The sequence below is a fragment of the Curtobacterium sp. ME26 genome (assembly GCF_903970945.1).
Taxonomy (GTDB): Bacteria; Actinomycetota; Actinomycetes; order Actinomycetales; family Microbacteriaceae; genus Curtobacterium; species Curtobacterium citri.
On the sequence record NZ_CAJCKG010000060.1, the window covers coordinates 1 to 15,810 of the forward strand.

Below are 15,810 nucleotides of genomic sequence, written 5' to 3' on the forward strand. Positions count from 1 at the left end.
CTCGGCGGTGAGCCGCTCGAGGATCGGCGACAGCTGCTTGCAGGGGCCGCACCACTCGGCCCAGATGTCGACGATCACCGGCACGACCGAGGACAGCTGGAGCACGTCCTGGAAGGTCTGGTCGGTGACGTCGAGCACGAGCGACGGGACGGTCAGGTCACCGGCTGCGGGGGCACCCGCCAGGGCTGCCCCGGTCGGGGCGGTCCCGGGCTGGCCGCCTGCCGTCGACGCCGGTCCGGGCTGCGCCGGCCGCTGTGCGCGGTCGACGAGGGACGACAGGTCGACGGCTCCGCGGAGACCGGACGGGGTCGGGGGGACGTTGGTCATTGCACCTCACTCGCTGCGGTCAGGCCCTGCGTGAACCCGAGCAGGACCACCTTCTCATCACTGCCCACCGGCGGCACGGAGAAGAGCAGCTGCACGCTGTACGTGGCGCTGACCCCCTTCGTGCTGGAGTCGACGCCGGAGAGCGCCTTCACGGCACCCTCGGTGTTGACCTCGGCGCCCTTCGCCGTCGGGGTGACCTTCTCGATCTCGTCGAGGTCGGCGGACACGAGCGCGCCGGCCCCGTCGGTCGCGATGGCGATCGCGCTGTCGTCGGGGACCTCCGACGAGTACTCGATCTTCGCGGTGTCCGGCAACGAGTCGGCCTTCTTGTCCTTGTACGCCTTGCCGATGGTCGATCGGAGGCCGTCGCCGTCGGACGCGAAGAGCGAGGCGGACTCGCTGTCGGCGTCCTTCGACAGGACGTCGCCGTACGCTGCCGCGATGTCGTCGGGCGCGATGCGCAGGAGCTTCGTGTCCCCGGCGAGCTGCGCGGCGCCGAGCGACGTCGGTGCCAGGCTCGGGATCTCCGCCGCGGCCTCGAGCGACACGTCGTAGGCGACCTTGTAGTCGTCCCGCGCGCTCTCCTGCACGAGCGTCAGGGCCTGCGGAGCGGTCTTCGCACCGCAGTCCTCGGCCACGACCGTGAACACCGTGCGCGGCCAGCTGTCGGTCTGCTGCGGGAGCGCGACGCAGACCTGCTCGGCGGAGATCGCCGGCGGGGCGTCCACGTCGGCGTCCTTCGCGCGGATGGCGTAGTTCGCCTTCCGGAGCTCGAGCGCGGCGCCGGTGAAGCGCGACTCGAGGAGCGAGGCGTCACGGTCGCCGTCGGCCTTCGACGCGACCTCGGCGACGCGCTGCACGATCCGGCGGATCTGCTGCGAGGTGGCCGCCGTCGGGGTCGTGTCCTCGGCGGCGCCGGTGGCCGAGGCGGTCGGGGTCGGCGTCGCGGCCGCACCGCCGCCCTGCGGCCAGTAGTCGGACGAGCATCCGGCGAGGCCGAGCGCGCCGACGACCAGGATCGGCACGACGACGAACGGTCGGCGTCCCCGACGTGCACGGGCCGGCACCTGGGCGCCGGCCGCTGCGGCACGCCGCGATGCCCGCACGCGCGGCGGACGTGAGCCACCGCTGCGGCGACGGGGACCCCGGCCGCGGCGCTGGTGGAGGAACGCCCAGACGAGCAGCGCGATGCCGCCGGCCAGGAAGAGCCCGCCCGCCACGAGCAGCGGTCCGACCGAGGGCGTCGCGGTGTCGCGCGGCCAGGTCACGGAGACGTCCGTGGGGGCGGCCGCCGAGCCGTCGCTCAGCACGACCATCGACACGTCGGCGGGCAGGCGCACGGTGAACTGACCGGCCCCGTCCCACTCCTGGTACCAGAGGTCGCTGCCGGAGGGGTCGGGCACCGAGTCGCCGCTCCCGGTCGTCCTGCCGACCAGGCGGTCCTGCTCGGCGTCGAAGCGCAGCGTGGTGTGCTTCGCGTCGCCGACCCAGGCCTGCACGTCGCTCGTGCGCCCGTAGGCGGCGAAGACCTTGCCCGAGCCGGAGACGTTGATGCGCTGGTAGCCCGGGTTCGCGGTGAGCGTCGACCCGGGGATGACGGTGACCGGCGCGGACGCCGAGCTCGAGGACTGCGCCACCAGGGACGAGGGCGGGGCGAACACGGTGCGTTGCCCGACCGCGAGCGCGACGAGCAGCAGACCGATGACGAAACTGACGATCGCCAGGACGAATCGCACGGATCTTCTCCCTACCGCGCCGGGGTGGGGGGATCGGCGCGCGAATCAACGCTCCAGGATAGCGAGGGACCCTGGACGTCGCATCCCTCACCGCTGGCCGCGGTCTCAGTCCCGGTCGGAGGGCCGCCGCTAGGATCGTGCCCGGGCCAGGTGCTGGCCCTCCGCCGACCCCGAGGAGCAACACGTGGCGAACGACGAGGCCGAGTTCGGGACCGAGCTGCGCGGGTACCGCCGCGACGACGTCGATCGCTCCCTGAACGAACTCCGTCGCGAGCTCATCAAGTCGAACACCGACCGCGCCGAGGCCGCCAAGGAGATCCGTCTCCTGCAGGCTCGCGTCGCCGACCTGCAGAGCGAGCTCGACGAGGCCGGCACCCCCACGTACAGCGGACTCGGGACGCGCCTGGAGTCCACGCTCCGGGTTGCCGAGGAACAGTCCACCCGCCTGATCAGCCAGGCCGACATCGACGCCCAGCGACTCCGCGCCTCCAGCCGCAACGAGGCCGAGCGGCTGCTGCGCGAGGCCCGGCAGGAGGCCTCCGAGACCCTCGAGGACGCCCGTTCCCGCGCGACCGACGAACTCACCCGTGCCCGCGCGGAGTCGGCGGACACCATCGAGCGGGCCCGGTCCGAGGCGGGGCTGCTGACGCAGGACGCCCGCAACGAGGCCGCCGCCGTCCGTGGCGCAGCCGTCACCGAGGCTGCGGAGGTCCGTTCCGTCGCGATCCGCGAGACCGACGCCCTCCGTGCCCGCGTCGCACGCGAGACCGCCGAGCTCCGCGAGGACGCGCAGCAGGCCGCCGAGGCCGCACGGACCGCCGCGGCCGAGCTCGACCGCGAGACCGAGCACCGGCGCAGCGTGTTCGAGGCCGACCACACGCGACGGACGGAGGACCTCGCCCGCGAGGAGGAGACCCGCCGGGCCGCGCTCGAGCGCGAGGTCGCCGAGGGTCGGGCGGCGTGGCAGCGCGAACGCGACGAGCAGCAGCGCGCACACGCCCTCACGCTCGAGACCGAGCGCGCCGCGCTCGACGCCGAGGCAGCACGCCGCCGCAGCGAGCTCGACGCCGAGGTCGGAGACCGCCGCCGTGCCCTCGACGAGGAGCTCGCCGCCGCCCGCGCCGGGTGGGAGCGCGAGGTCGCCGAGGCCCGCACGGCACTCGACCAGGAGCTACAGGCCGCCCGTGCCCAGCTGCGGGTCGACGAGGAGCAGACCCGGACCGAGAACGAGCGGCTCGTGCAGGAGACCGCCGAGCGCATCGCGGCCGAGTTCGAGGAGCACCGCAGCCGCATCGCGCGCGAGCGGGCCGAGGCCGCCGACGCCGCCGAACGCGCCGCGCGGGAGCACGCCGACGAGCTGGCCGCGCGTCGTGAGCGCGAGCACGCGGAGGTCGACACCGAGATCGCCGACCGCCGCGTCGCCGAGCTCGCGGGCCTCGAGGCCGAGCGCACTGCCCTCCGTCAGGAGATCGACACGATGCGCGCCGACCTCGAGCGGGACCGCGACGCGGTGCGCGCCGAGATCGCCCGGGAGCGCGACCAGGCCGCCGCTGCGCTCGAGTCGGAACTCGCCGCCCGACGCGACGACGCCGAGCAGGAGTACCTGCAGAAGCACCACGAGACGGTGGCCGAGACGCAGAAGTACCTCGACGAGGCGAACCTGCAGCTCGCCGAGGCGACCCGCCGGGCCACCGAGGCCCGGGAACGCGCCGAGCGGCTCCAGCAGGAGGCCGACGACCTCGAGCGTTCGAGCACCGCGCAGGCGCAGGAACGCGCCCGCACCCTGGTCGCCGAGACGCAGGAGCGGGTGCACCGGATGATCGCCGAGGCCGAGGAGCGCAGCGCAGCCGTCGTCGCCGAGGCCGAGGACCGTCTCGCGGCTATCCGCACCGAGCGCGACGCCGTCGCCGGGTACCTCGAGAACCTGCGCGGCGTCCTCACGCACGCGACCGGCCTGTTCGACGGTCCGGCAGTGGCCGACCCGGCCGACGCGACCGACCCCGAGGACAGCGCGCGGCGCTGAGACCGGGCCACCGCACGACGCGAGCCGGACGGGAGGCGCGACCAGCGCCTCCCGTCCGGCTCACGTCGTCGAGGGGCCGATCAGAAGGCCGGAAGCGGGATCAGCCGTCGAAGTGCGTCGGGAGCGGCGCGCTGCCCGGCACCACGAGGTCCGCGACCGCGTCGAGCACGATGCGGACGTACCGCTCCCCCACCCACAGGTGCTTCGCACCCGCGACCGGCACGACCCGGACGTTCGGAGCGACGGCGAACCGCTCGACGGCCTCGTCCGGCCGAAGGAAGTCGTCGTGCTCCGGCACGAGGGCGACGACGGGGACGTCGACGTCCGCCCAGCGTGCGAGTTCCGCCTCCGACGTGCGGTGCAGGGGCGGGGACAGCAGCACGACGCCGGCGACGTCACCGGACGCGACGTGCTCGAGCGCGTGCTTGAGGACCACCTCGGTCCCGAACGACCAGCCGAGCAGCCACGGCGTGGGGAGGCCGCGCGCCACGGTCTCGTGCACCGCGGCGCGGAGGTCGAAGCCCTCGGACACGCCGTCCCCGAAGACACCCTCCGACGTCCCGCGGGGCGAGGTCACCGACCGGAAGTTGAACCGCAGCACCGCGATGTCCGCGAGGGCGGGCAGCCGGGCCGCGGCCTTCTTGAGCACGTGCGAGTCCATGAAGCCCTGCGCGGTCGGCAGCGGGTGCAGGGTGACGAGGGTGCCCCGGGCCGGACGTCCGAGCGGCTCGGCCAGCTCCCCCACGAGCGTCAGGTGGTCGTCGGTGACCAGCTCGACGTCCGTGCGCCGTGCCGGGAGCTCCGTGCCGGACCGGATCTCCGTGCGCGTCTCCTCGGTGCTCATGCGATGCTCCAGCAGTGGTTGTGCCAGTGACGCCGCGATGCCAGGTCGGCCTCGTCGCCCAGGACCCCGTCCGCACGCCAGACGACGACGTGCGCGGTCCCCGGGAGCACCGTGCCGCCGCAGCCCGGGCAGACGTACTCCTTCTGCGCGGACGCCGACGAGATCGGCTGCACCGTGTACTCGCGCCCACGACGGAACTCGGTCCGCCGCCAGGAGCTCATCAGCCGGTCGAGACCGGTGTCCTCGTCGACCGACTCCGGCCCGACGCCGCGGGGCCGCCGCGGTCGGTTGCTGCGCGGCACCCCCGGGCGCCGATCAGTACCAGTTGTTGGCGACGCTGTGCGCCCAGGCCCCGCACGGGGTGCCGTAGACGCCGGAGATGTAGTTGAGGCCCCAGGTGATCTGCGTGGCCGGGTTGGTCTGCCAGTCGGCACCGGCGGACGCCATCTTGCTGCCCGGGAGCGACTGCGGGATGCCGTACGCACCACTCGGGTTGTAGGCGTTGACCCGCCAGCCCGACTCCTTGTTCCACAGCGACACGAGGCAGTTGAACTGGTCGGAGCCCCACCCGCGGTCGGCCACCATCTGCTGGGCGATCGCCTGCGCGCTGCCCGGGTCGGGCGTCGCCGCTGCTGCCGCGAGGGTGTTCGAGGGCTCGACCGTCTTGGCCGTGCCGTCCTTCGCCGCGTCGGTGTCCGTCGCGTCGGTGGTGTCGTCGGTCGCGGGCGGTGCAGTGACCTTCGGCTTCGGGACGGTGACGCCGTACCCGTCGCGGGTCAGGTCGAACGCGGCGTACGTGCCGTGCGCGGTGTACTGCTGCGGCTCGACCGGCGCCTTGACCAGCACCGGAGCGGTGACCGCCGCCTGCGCGACGTCGGGCTGCATCGGGTTGAAGAGCGATCCGCCCACGAACCCGAAGACGGCCACGAAGGACAGCACGGGGATGGTGCCCCGGCCGCGGATGACCGAGTTGACGGTGCGCGGTGCACGCTCGACCGGCACGACGGCGCGGCTCTGCTCGACTGCACGACCCTGCTTGACGGCGCGGACGCCGAGCGGTCCACGAGCGGTCACAGCGGGAGCCGGACGCGTCAGGACCGGCCCGGTCGCCGGCGACCCCGCGGTGGAACGGGTGGTCGCGGGCGCGCTCAGCGGGGCGGACGGCAGCGTCGCCGTCTCGACCTGCGGGGTCGCGTGGAGGACCGCGTGCTCCGACGTGCGGAGTCGGTCACGTGCCGCGCGGCGCTCACCGACGACCGGACGGTCGAGGTGCTCGCGGGTACCGCGGTCGGAGCTGAGATCTGCCGTGTGCCTGCCCATGAGTCCGTCCAGGATAACGGAACGGTCACGGGGAGGGAAGCACCGGTCCCCCGCGCGTCGTCAGCGGACCGCGAGCATCACCTCGACGACCGCGTCGAGCAGCGCGTCGACCTGCGCTTCGCGGTAGCCGCCGTGCTTCGGCCGGAAGACGACCGACCGGACCTCGGTCAGGCTCAGCGGCTTGCCGTCGCGGAAGTAGCCGGCCAGTCGCTCGGCGAACGCGTCCACGTCCTTCGGGTGGTACCCGGTGCCGAGGAAGCTCGTCCGGGCGAAGCGCTGCCCGGTGGGGCGCTCGAGGCGCGCGACGACGTCCGAGGCCTTGCCGCGAGCCTCGGCGTACCAGGCCTTCTGCCCGACCTCCGCGACCTCGCGCTCACGCTCCCGGGCGGCGAAGGCGTCCTCGAGCCGTTCGAGCGCGGCGTCGACGTGCGCCGTGGAGTACCCGCCCTTGCGCATCGAGAAGGCCGTGGCGCGGATCTTCGCGGCCTCGATGCCGGGCGCCGTGTCCGCCGCGGTGTACGCACGGCGGGCGTCCTCGAGGAACCGGTCGACCTCGTCGACGTCGTACCCGAGTGCTCGGCGGTCTGCGGTGGGGAAGGTGGTGGCCACGGCGACATTCTGCCAGCACCGGAGCCTGGTGCCACCTGGACGCGCGAACTCGCCGCACAGGCTGCGGAGGGGCGCTCGAGGGATCCGTCAGTGGACGATGACGAGGTACATCACGTAGCCGACGGCCGCCGACGGCAGGATGCTGTCGATCCGGTCGAGCAACCCGCCGTGACCGGGCAGGAACGACGAGATGTCCTTGATCCCGAGGTCGCGCTTGATCATCGACTCGGTCAGGTCGCCGAGCGTCGCGGAGCCCGAGATCAGCACGCCGAGGACGACGCCGGTCCACCAGGGCAGGCCGAGCATAAGCCAGGTGACGAGGATGCCGACGAGGATGCTCGCCGCGACCGAGCCGGCGAAGCCCTCCCACGTCTTCTTCGGGCTGATCCGCGGCGCCATGGGGTGCTTGCCGAGGTTCAGCCCCGTCGCGTAGGCACCGGTGTCGACCGCCACGACCACGAGGATGAACGCGATCACCCAGAGCGGGCCGCTCGGCTGCGCCGACAGCAGCACCACGCAGGCACCGAGCAGGCTCACGTACGCCTGGGCGAACAGGCCGTTCGTCAGGTCGCGGACGACGTGCCCTGCCGGTGGCTTCTCGCGGGCGACGGCCACCTCGACCAGTCGCCAGAGCGACACGAGGACGATGCCGCCGAGCAGCGTGAACAGCGCCGCGACCTGCCCGCCCAGGAAGGCGGCGGGCACGATCGCGACGCTCACCGCGACGCTCGGGATGCGCGGGACGTCTCGACCCGCGAAGCGCATGGCGCTCGTGAGCTCGTAGACGGCCACGCCGAGCAGGAACGCGGCGACGACCATGAACGACGGCGTCCACAGCAGGAGCGACCCCAGCATGACGACCGCGAACGCCAGGGCGATCCCGATCGCCGCGGGCAGGTTCCGGCCGGTCCGCGCCGTCAGGGCCTCGTTGCGCGCACCGAGGTCGGCCTTCCGCTGCCGGAGCTGCGCCTCGAAGTCGGCGCGTGCCGCACGGGCACGGGCGTCGAAGTCCTGGCGGAGCCCCTTCTTCGCGGTCGACTCGGACGCTGACGGGCGCGGTGGGGTGGGGCGGTCACCGCCCGGCTCGGGGAGACGCATCAGACCTCGAGGAGTTCGGCTTCCTTCTTCTTCAGCGCGTCGTCGATCTGGTCGACGTGCTTCTTCGTCAGGCTCTCGAGGTCCTTGTCGCCACGGCTGATCTCGTCGTCCGAGATCTCGCCCTTCAGCGCGTCGAGGTCGTCCTTGGCCTTGCGGCGGATGTTGCGGATGACGACCTTGTGGTCCTCGCCCTTGCCGCGCACGAGCTTCACGAACTCCTTGCGGCGGTCCTGCGTGAGCTCCGGGATCGTCACGCGGACGATCTCGCCGTCGTTCGACGGGCTGGCGCCGAGGTTCGGGAACGTCGCGATCGCGCGCTCGATCTCCTTGAGGGCCGACTTGTCGTACGGCGTGACGATGAGCGTGCGTGCCTCGGGCGTCTGGAGCGACGCGAGCTGCGCGAGCGGCGTCGGCGTGCCGTAGTAGTCGACCGGGATCTTCTGGAAGAGGGCGGCGTTGATGCGTCCGGTACGGACGGTCGCGAAGTCGTCCTTGGCGACGTCGACGGCCTTCGCCATCTTCTCGGTGGCTTCGGTCAGGACATCACTGATCACGGTGGTTCTCCTTCGGTACTGCGTCGAGTCTAGTCAGCGTGCGGGTCAGTTGCTGACGACCGTGCCGATGCGCTCCCCACGGATCGCGGCGGCCACGTTGCCCTCGCCCTCCATGCCGAAGACGTGCATCGGCATGCCGTTGTCCATGCAGAGCGAGAACGCCGTCGCGTCGACGACCTTGAGGCCCTGCAGCAGCGCGTCCTGGTAGGTCACGTGGTGGAGCTTCTCGGCGGTGGCGTCCTTCTTCGGGTCGGCCGTGTACACGCCGTCGACGCCGTTCTTCGCGACGAGGACCTCGTGCGCGTCGATCTCGAGCGCACGCTGCGCCGCGACGGTGTCGGTCGAGAAGTAGGGCAGGCCCGCGCCGGCACCGAAGATGACGATGCGGCCCTTCTCCAGGTGGCGCTCGGCGCGACGCGGGATGTACGGCTCCGCGACCTGGGTCATGCTGATCGCGGACTGCACGCGCGTGGCGGCTCCGGCCTGCTCGAGGAAGTCCTGCAGCGCGAGCGCGTTCATCACGGTGCCGAGCATGCCCATGTAGTCGGCACGACCGCGGTCCATGCCGCGCTGCGACAGCTCGGCGCCGCGGAAGAAGTTGCCCCCGCCGACCACGATCGCGACCTCGACGTCCTGCGCGGCCGCGGCGATCTCCTTGGCGATGGTGCTGATGACGTCCGGGTTCACCCCGAGGGACCCGGCTCCGAACGCCTCCCCCGACAGCTTCAGCAGGACCCGGCGGCGTCCGGTCTTCTCGTTCGTCATGTGGCGCACCCTTCGTCGAATGTCTCGTGGGAATCTACCCGGCCGCAGCCGGTCCGGCGGAGGAGGTCGTGCCTCCCGGCCGGGTCCGCGCGTGTCGCAGCGCGCAGAAAACGGGGCCCGGAACCGATGTGGTTCCGAGCCCCGTCACGGGTTCGTTACGCGCCGACCTTGACGCGGGCGAAGCCCTGGATCGTGATGCCGGCGTTCTCGGCGGCCTTCGCGACGGACAGCTTGTTGTCCTTCGCGTAGTCCTGCTCGAGGAGCGCGACCTGCTTGCGGTAGGCGTTGAGGCGACCCTCGACGATCTTCGGGAGGGCGGCCTCCGGCTTGCCCTCCTCGCGCGTGATCGCCTCGACGGTCGCACGCTCCTTCTCGATCGCCTCGGCCGGGATCTCGTCGCGCGTGAGGTACGTCGGGTTGGCGAACGCGACGTGCTGCGCGATGGAGCGCGCCTCGGCGGCGTCGGAGCCCGAGTAGGCGATGACGACGGCGATCTGCGGCGGCAGGTCCTGGCTGGTCTTGTGCAGGTAGACCTCGAAGGCGTCGCCCTCGACACGGGTGACCGTGCGGAGCGCGAGCTTCTCGCCCAGCGCGGCGGCGGCCTCGTCGATGACCTCGGCGACCGTCTTGCCGTCGAGCGGCGCGGCGTTGCCGGCCTCGACGTCGGACGCACCGGCGGCGGCGACCGCGGCGACGACCTTGTCGGCGAGGGTGGTGAACTTCTCGTTCTTCGCGACGAAGTCGGTCTCGCTGGCGAGCTCGACGACGGTCGTGGCGCCGCCCTCGGTCGACGCGACGACGACACCCTCGGAGGTCGCACGGTCGTCGCGCTTGGCGACGGCCTTCGCGCCCTTGATGCGGAGGAGCTCGACGGCCTTGTCGTAGTCGCCGTCGGCCTCGACGAGGGCGTTCTTGGCGTCCATCATGCCGGCCCCGAGGTCCTCACGGAGCTTCTTCACGTCAGCAAGGCTGTAGTTGGCCATTGACTGGAGTCCTTTCTGGACTGTGTGTGTTCGAGAGAGAAGGAAGGGGCGCCGAGCCGTGCGGCCCGGCGCCCCCGGTGGTCACTCGGCCGGGGTGGCCTCTGCGGCGGCGGCGGCCTCGGCCGTCGGCTCCGCGTTCTTGTCGGCGTCGGCGATCGGCTCGCCGATCTCCTTGTCGGCGACCTGCGCGTCGGCGTCGTTCTCCTGGACCGTCGCGCCTTCGCCCTGCGTCTGGCCGGCGAGGAGCTCCTGCTCCCACTCGGCCAGCGGCTCGGCCTCTTCCTCGTCGCCACCGTTGTGGCGGGTCTTCAGGCCCTCGGCCGCCGCGTCGGCGACGATGCGGGTGAGGAGGCCGACGGAGCGGATGGCGTCGTCGTTGCCCGGGATCGGGTAGGTGATCTCGTCGGGGTCGCAGTTGGTGTCGAGGATGCCGATGACCGGGATCCCGAGCTTCTGCGCCTCGTCGACGGCGAGGTGCTCCTTCTTCGTGTCGACGATCCAGAGCGCGCTCGGGGTCCGTGTGAGGTTGCGGATACCACCGAGGGTCTTGTGGAGCTTGTCCAGCTCGCGCTTCTTGATGAGGAGCTCCTTCTTGGTGAAGCCCTTCGTCGTGTCGTCGAAGTCGATCTCCTCGAGCTCCTTCATGCGCGCGAGGCGCTTGGAGACCGTCTGGAAGTTCGTGAGCAGACCGCCGAGCCAACGCTGGTTGACGTACGGCTGGCCGACGCGGGTCGCCTGCTCGGCGATGGAGCCCTGCGCCTGCTTCTTGGTGCCCACGAAGAGGATCGTGCCACCGTGCGCGACCGTCTCCTTGACGAAGTCGTACGCGCGGTCGATGTAGGCCAGCGACTGCTGCAGGTCGATGATGTGGATGCCCGAGCGCTCGGCCAGGATGAAGCGCTTCACCTTCGGGTTCCACCGACGGGTCTGGTGTCCGAAGTGGACGCCGCTGTCGAGCAGCTGGCGGATGGTGACGACGGCCATGCCGTGCCTCCTCGTTTCTCGGCGCACAGCTGTCGGGCCGTGCGCACGGTTGCGGTTGTGTCGGTCGCGACCCGGTGGTCGTGACCCCTGGCGTCCTGTCCGCACGGCCGCCCGCTCGTGGGAGCAGGACCGGTGGCCGGTGGGAACGCGAGTGGACGCGCGAAGTCAGCGCGCTGGAGCGCGCTGCGGTGGCAATGCTAACAGACGGGAGGCGCGGTGCGGGTCCGACCCGCACCGCGCCTCCCGTCAGGTGGTGACGCGCAGCCCCCGCTACTTCGCGGAGACCGTCTCGCCCTCCGCCGTGATGCCCATCTCCTCGAGCGAGCGACCCTTCGTCTCCGGGATCTTCGCGATGACGAAGAAGAGGGAGAGCAGGGCGAACAGGGCGTAGATGCCGTACGTGACCGTCAGGTTGAAGCCGGACAGCACCGGGAACGAGATCGTGACGACGAAGTTCGCGACCCAGTTGGCGGCCGAGCCGATGCCGAGCGCGGTCGCACGGATGCGGTTCGGGAACATCTCGCCGAGGAGCACCCACATGAGCGGCCCCCACGTGGCGCCGAACGACACGACGAACAGGTTCGCGAAGATCAGCGCGATGACGCCCCACGCGCCGGGGAGCTGCGGCTCACCGTCGACGATCGACGCCTGCGAGAACGCGATCGCGACCATCGTCAGCGACACGAACATGCCCGACGACCCGGCGACGAGCAGCGGCTTCCGGCCGAGCTTGTCCACCGTGAAGATCGCGATGAAGGTCACGGCGACGTTGACCACCGAGGTGATCGTCGAGATGAGGAAGGACTGCTCCTCCTTGAACCCGACCGCCTGCCAGAGCGTGGTCGAGTAGTAGAAGATCACGTTGATGCCGACGAACTGCTGCAGGACGGCGAGGATGATGCCGACCCAGACGATCGGCTGGAGGCCGAAGCGGTTGCCCCGGATGGAGCCCTTCTTCTCGGTGGCCTCCTTCTCGATGCCGTCCTGGATCTCCTCGAGGCTCGTGTTCACCGTGTCACGCGGGACGATCTTGCCCATGACGTCGCGGGCATCGTCCTTCCGGCCCTTGGCGAGCAGGAAGCGCGGCGACTCCGGCAGGGTGATGGCGAGCACGCCGTAGACGACCGACGGGACGACGCCGACGAGGAACATCCAGCGCCAGGCGGCGAGGCCGAGGACCTGTTCCGAGGCGCCGCCGGCCGTGACCGCGAAGAGCTGGTCGGACAGCAGGGCGGCGAAGATGCCGAGCGTGATCGCGAGCTGCTGGAACGACGCCAGACGGCCGCGGATGGCCTTCGGGGACACCTCGGAGATGTACGCGGGGGCGATGACCGACGCGGTCCCGATGCCGAGACCGCCCACGAGACGCCAGATCACGAGGTCCCAGGTGGCGAAGGCGAAGGCGCTGCCGATCGAGCTGATGAAGAAGAGCACCGCGGCCCAGAACATCACGCGGGTGCGGCCCCAGCGGTCGGCCAGGCGGCCGGCGAAGTAGGCGCCGAAGGCACAGCCGATGAGCGCGGACGCGACCGCGAAGCCGCTGGCGGCGTCGGACAGGCCGAACTCGCCCTTGATCGCGTCGACGGCTCCGTTGATGACGGAGGAGTCGAATCCGAAGAGGAACCCACCGACTGCCGCCGCGATGGCGAACAGGGTGACCTTCCCCTTGAACGCACGGTCCTCGCCGTGCTGGGTGGACGTGTTCGACACGGTGCTCCAGGTTCCTGCCGCCGTGCTGGGTGGCGCACGGTGCCCCGGCGGTCGGCTTGTTCGCCGTCCGAGCGGCGTTGCGTGGTTCCGGAGCGCGCCCGACTGTACTCGCTGGTGGCCGCCGGGGCACATCGGGGTGCGGTGGGCGCGCCGGGGCCGAGGTCGGGGAGGGTGTGGGGCGGGGCCGGGTTCGGGTGGTGCGCGTGGGGCCGCACGCGTTCTGCGACGTTCCACGTGTCGATCGACACGTGCGGTGTCGCGGAGGAGGTGTCGCGGCGGAGGTGTCGTGCGGGCCGGGCGCGGCTCCGTCGCTGGGGCGCGGCGTTCCTGCACTGGGTGGGCGGGGCGCGCTGCCGTCCACAGCGCACCCTGCCGTCGTGTCCGAGGTGGTCCCGCTCCGCGATGCTCGGGTCATGCACACGGGAGGTACACGGACCGGACCACGGACGGTCGTCACGGTGGTCGTCGCGGCGGTCGTCACGGTGGTCGTCACCGCCGCCGTGGGCGTCGCGGCCGGGTCCACGACCGCCGTGGTCGTCGCGCCGGAGTCGATCGCCCCCGGTGCACCGCGGCTGCTGTCCGCCACGGTGCCCCCGGACGGTGACCGGCCCGGCGAGACTGCCGCGCCGTGGGTGTGGCCGACCGGAGCGCGCGAGGTCGTCCGGGGCTGGGAGCAGCCGTCGGACGAGTACGCCGCCGGCCACCGCGGCATCGACGTCGCCGCGCCGCTCGGCACGACGGCGGTCGCGGTGGCGGACGGCACGGTCACGTTCGCGGGGCCGGTGGCCGGGCGAGGGGTCGTGACGATCGACCACGGCAGCGGCCTGGTGAGCACCCTCGACTCGGTCGACCCCGCGGTCGTCGCTGGCACGACGGTGGCGCAGGGCGACACCGTGGGCACGGTCGCCGTCGGCCACTGTCCCGCGACCGCGCCGTGCCTGCACCTCGGTGCGCGCGTGGACGGACGGTACGTCGATCCGCTCCCCTACCTGCCGTCGGCCGACTGGCCCGTGCTGCTGCCGGAGTCGGCGTGGCCGGGGTGACCGGGGTGGCGACCGGGGACGGTCAGGCGCGCGGGTGCGCCGTGCGGTAGACCTCCCGCAGCCGGGCGGAGGACACGTGCGTGTAGACCTGGGTCGTCCCGAGGCTCGCGTGCCCCAGCAGCTCCTGCACGGCACGGAGGTCCGCTCCCCCGTCGAGCAGGTGTGTCGCAGCCGTGTGCCGGAAGGTGTGCGGCCCGCTCGGTCCCCCACCAGGCAGTCCCTCGAGGGCCCGGGCGACGATGCGGTACGCGCTCCGCACCCCGAGGCGCGCCCCCCGGTCGCCGAGGAACAGCGCCGAGGGCTCCGGCGGTGTCGTCCGGCCACCGAGGACCGGCCGTCCGCGCTCGAGCCAGGCCTCCAGGGCATCGCGCGCGGGCACCCCGAACGGCACCACGCGCTCCTTGCCGCCCTTGCCGAGGACCCGCACCGTAAGCCGGGAGCGGTCGAGGTCGACGACGTCGATGCCCACGAGCTCGCTCACCCGGATGGCGGCCGCGTAGAGGAGCTCGACGACCGCGAGGTCCCGCAACGCACCCGCGTCGTCGGTGTCCGCACGGACCGCGAGCTGGTCGAGCACCGTGCGCACCTGGTCCGAGGAGACCACCCGCGGCAGGTGCGCGGCACCCTTCGGCGCGCGCAACCGCACCCCGGGGTCGGTCGCGAGCACGCCGGTCTCGCTCGCCCACCGCGTGAAGGCCCGCACGGACGACGACCGACGCGCGATGGTGGACCGGGCGAGTCCGCGCTGGTCCGCCTCCCAGAGCCAGTCGCGCAGCAGTTCGAGCCCGAGGTCCTGCAGGCCGGTGCTCCCCCGCGCCGCAGCGAAGGCGATGAACTGGTCGAGGTCGTTCGCGTAGGCACGGACCGTCTGGTCGCTGAGCCCCCTGGCGTGCCGGACGTGCTCGAGGAACGACTCCACAGCCGCCACGATCCGTCCGTCCGTCCGCTCCGCCACGACCCCAGGGTAGGCGTGTGCAGCGTCACGACCGGGTCCACCCGCCGACGCCGTGCACGACGAGCCCCTGCAACTCGGCCAGTGCGAGGGCGTCCGCGACCTCGGCGAAGGACATCCCCGAACGGACGGCGAGCTCCTGCTCCCCCAGCGCCCGCCGGCCCAGCGCGTCGAGCACCCGCAGCACCTCCGGGTCCTCCCGCCCCGGCGCGAGCGGTTCGTCGGCGTGCAGCACGTGCCGACCACCGCGCGGACGGCGTGGACCGACCACCGCGTCGACGGGGTCACGCGGCCGGACCACGAGCTGCGCCCGCCCCTCCACGACCAACCGGTGACACCCCACCGACGCCGGCGAGGAGAACGCCCCGGGCACCGCGAAGACCGGGCGGCCCAGCTGCGCGGCGTGGTGTGCGGTGTTGAGCGCCCCGGACCGCGCTCCCGCCTCCACCACCACGGTCGCGCTCCCCAGCGCGGCGATCAGCCGGTTCCGCGCGAGGAACCGCCACCGGGTCGGCCGCGTCCCGGGCGGCGACTCGGCGAGCAGCGCACCCTGCCGCGCGACGTTCCGCAGCAGCTCGACGTTGCCGGCCGGGTAGAGCTGGTCGATCCCGCCCGCGAGGACCGCGGTCGTCGGGGTGCCCGCCGCGACGGCCACCCGGTGCGCGGTGGCGTCGATGCCGTAGGCGCCGCCGCTGACGATCGTGCACCCGGCGTCGGCCGCCGCCGAGGTGATCTCCGCCGTCGCCTCGGCGCCCGCCACGGTGTTCGCCCGCGACCCCACGACGGCGAGGGCCGGTCCCGGCGCTGCTCGTCCGCACCGGGTCCAGAGGACGACCGGGGCGTGAGGTCCGAGGTCGTCCAC

Annotated in this window: 16 protein-coding genes; 2 read left to right on the forward strand and 14 right to left on the reverse strand. The window is 72.4% G+C overall.

The annotated features are described in order from the left end of the window. A partial coding sequence (locus H7A69_RS15460; protein ID WP_259346260.1) for a thioredoxin family protein occupies positions 1 to 327 on the reverse strand: 327 nt, incomplete at its 3' end. Further along, the gene (locus tag H7A69_RS15465) at positions 324 to 2,063 is read right to left on the reverse strand and encodes a hypothetical protein (protein ID WP_182047881.1); all 1,740 of its coding nucleotides are present in this window, start codon (positions 2,061 to 2,063) and stop codon (positions 324 to 326) included. The genes H7A69_RS15460 and H7A69_RS15465, both read right to left, overlap by 4 nt. Before the next feature lie 184 nt (positions 2,064 to 2,247). Here H7A69_RS15465 and H7A69_RS15470 point away from each other — a divergent pair, with 184 nt between their 5' ends. Next, positions 2,248 to 4,086 (forward strand): hypothetical protein, encoded by a 1,839-nt coding sequence (locus H7A69_RS15470; protein ID WP_182047883.1) that lies wholly within the window; start codon positions 2,248 to 2,250, stop codon positions 4,084 to 4,086. 100 nt (positions 4,087 to 4,186) lie between these two features. Here H7A69_RS15470 and H7A69_RS15475 read toward each other — a convergent pair whose 3' ends face one another. The 10 genes from H7A69_RS15475 to H7A69_RS15520 all read right to left on the reverse strand — a co-directional run bounded on the left by H7A69_RS15475 (position 4,187) and on the right by H7A69_RS15520 (position 12,953). Further along, entirely contained in the window at positions 4,187 to 4,930 is a 744-nt protein-coding gene (locus tag H7A69_RS15475) for an alpha/beta hydrolase (RefSeq protein ID WP_182047884.1), read from the reverse strand. Next, positions 4,927 to 5,232 (reverse strand): hypothetical protein, encoded by a 306-nt coding sequence (locus H7A69_RS15480; protein ID WP_182047885.1) that lies wholly within the window; start codon positions 5,230 to 5,232, stop codon positions 4,927 to 4,929. The genes H7A69_RS15475 and H7A69_RS15480 overlap by 4 nt, the downstream gene beginning before the upstream one ends. Before the next feature lie 13 nt (positions 5,233 to 5,245). Further along, entirely contained in the window at positions 5,246 to 6,250 is a 1,005-nt protein-coding gene (locus H7A69_RS17545) for a hypothetical protein (protein WP_259346261.1), read from the reverse strand. 60 nt (positions 6,251 to 6,310) lie between these two features. After that, the gene (locus tag H7A69_RS15490; protein ID WP_069710686.1) at positions 6,311 to 6,859 is read right to left on the reverse strand and encodes a DivIVA domain-containing protein; all 549 of its coding nucleotides are present in this window, start codon (positions 6,857 to 6,859) and stop codon (positions 6,311 to 6,313) included. Positions 6,860 to 6,946: 87 nt separating this feature from the next. Then, positions 6,947 to 7,957, reverse strand: a complete 1,011-nt coding sequence (locus H7A69_RS15495) for a phosphatidate cytidylyltransferase (RefSeq protein ID WP_259346262.1) — start codon at positions 7,955 to 7,957, stop codon at positions 6,947 to 6,949. After that, a complete protein-coding gene (gene frr, locus H7A69_RS15500; protein WP_069710684.1) occupies positions 7,957 to 8,511 on the reverse strand; it encodes a ribosome recycling factor in 555 nt (184 codons plus the stop codon). The genes H7A69_RS15495 and frr overlap by 1 nt, the downstream gene beginning before the upstream one ends. A 45-nt stretch (positions 8,512 to 8,556) precedes the next feature. Next, positions 8,557 to 9,276, reverse strand: a complete 720-nt coding sequence (gene pyrH / locus H7A69_RS15505; RefSeq protein WP_058742043.1) for a UMP kinase — start codon at positions 9,274 to 9,276, stop codon at positions 8,557 to 8,559. Positions 9,277 to 9,431: 155 nt separating this feature from the next. Further along, positions 9,432 to 10,259 carry a translation elongation factor Ts gene (gene tsf / locus H7A69_RS15510; RefSeq protein WP_069710683.1) on the reverse strand — a complete coding sequence of 276 codons (828 nt, stop codon included), beginning with the start codon at positions 10,257 to 10,259 and terminating at the stop codon, positions 9,432 to 9,434. 81 nt (positions 10,260 to 10,340) lie between these two features. Continuing rightward, positions 10,341 to 11,243, reverse strand: coding sequence for a 30S ribosomal protein S2 (gene rpsB / locus H7A69_RS15515; RefSeq protein ID WP_069710682.1), 903 nt, complete (start codon positions 11,241 to 11,243; stop codon positions 10,341 to 10,343). A 270-nt stretch (positions 11,244 to 11,513) separates the two neighbouring features. Beyond that, positions 11,514 to 12,953 (reverse strand): sugar porter family MFS transporter, encoded by a 1,440-nt coding sequence (locus tag H7A69_RS15520; protein ID WP_182047886.1) that lies wholly within the window; start codon positions 12,951 to 12,953, stop codon positions 11,514 to 11,516. Between the two features lie 377 nt (positions 12,954 to 13,330). Between H7A69_RS15520 and H7A69_RS15525 the strand changes: the two genes are divergently transcribed. Then, the gene (locus H7A69_RS15525; RefSeq protein ID WP_182047887.1) at positions 13,331 to 13,996 is read left to right on the forward strand and encodes a murein hydrolase activator EnvC family protein; all 666 of its coding nucleotides are present in this window, start codon (positions 13,331 to 13,333) and stop codon (positions 13,994 to 13,996) included. A 22-nt stretch (positions 13,997 to 14,018) separates the two neighbouring features. Here the strand turns inward: H7A69_RS15525 and H7A69_RS15530 are convergent, their stop codons facing one another. Together H7A69_RS15530 and dprA are read right to left on the reverse strand one after the other, a co-directional pair. Next, positions 14,019 to 14,951, reverse strand: coding sequence for a tyrosine recombinase XerC (locus H7A69_RS15530; protein ID WP_182047888.1), 933 nt, complete (start codon positions 14,949 to 14,951; stop codon positions 14,019 to 14,021). 25 nt (positions 14,952 to 14,976) lie between these two features. Beyond that, positions 14,977 to 15,810: DNA-processing protein DprA (gene dprA, locus H7A69_RS15535; RefSeq protein ID WP_182047889.1), on the reverse strand; the 834-nt coding region annotated here is incomplete at its 5' end.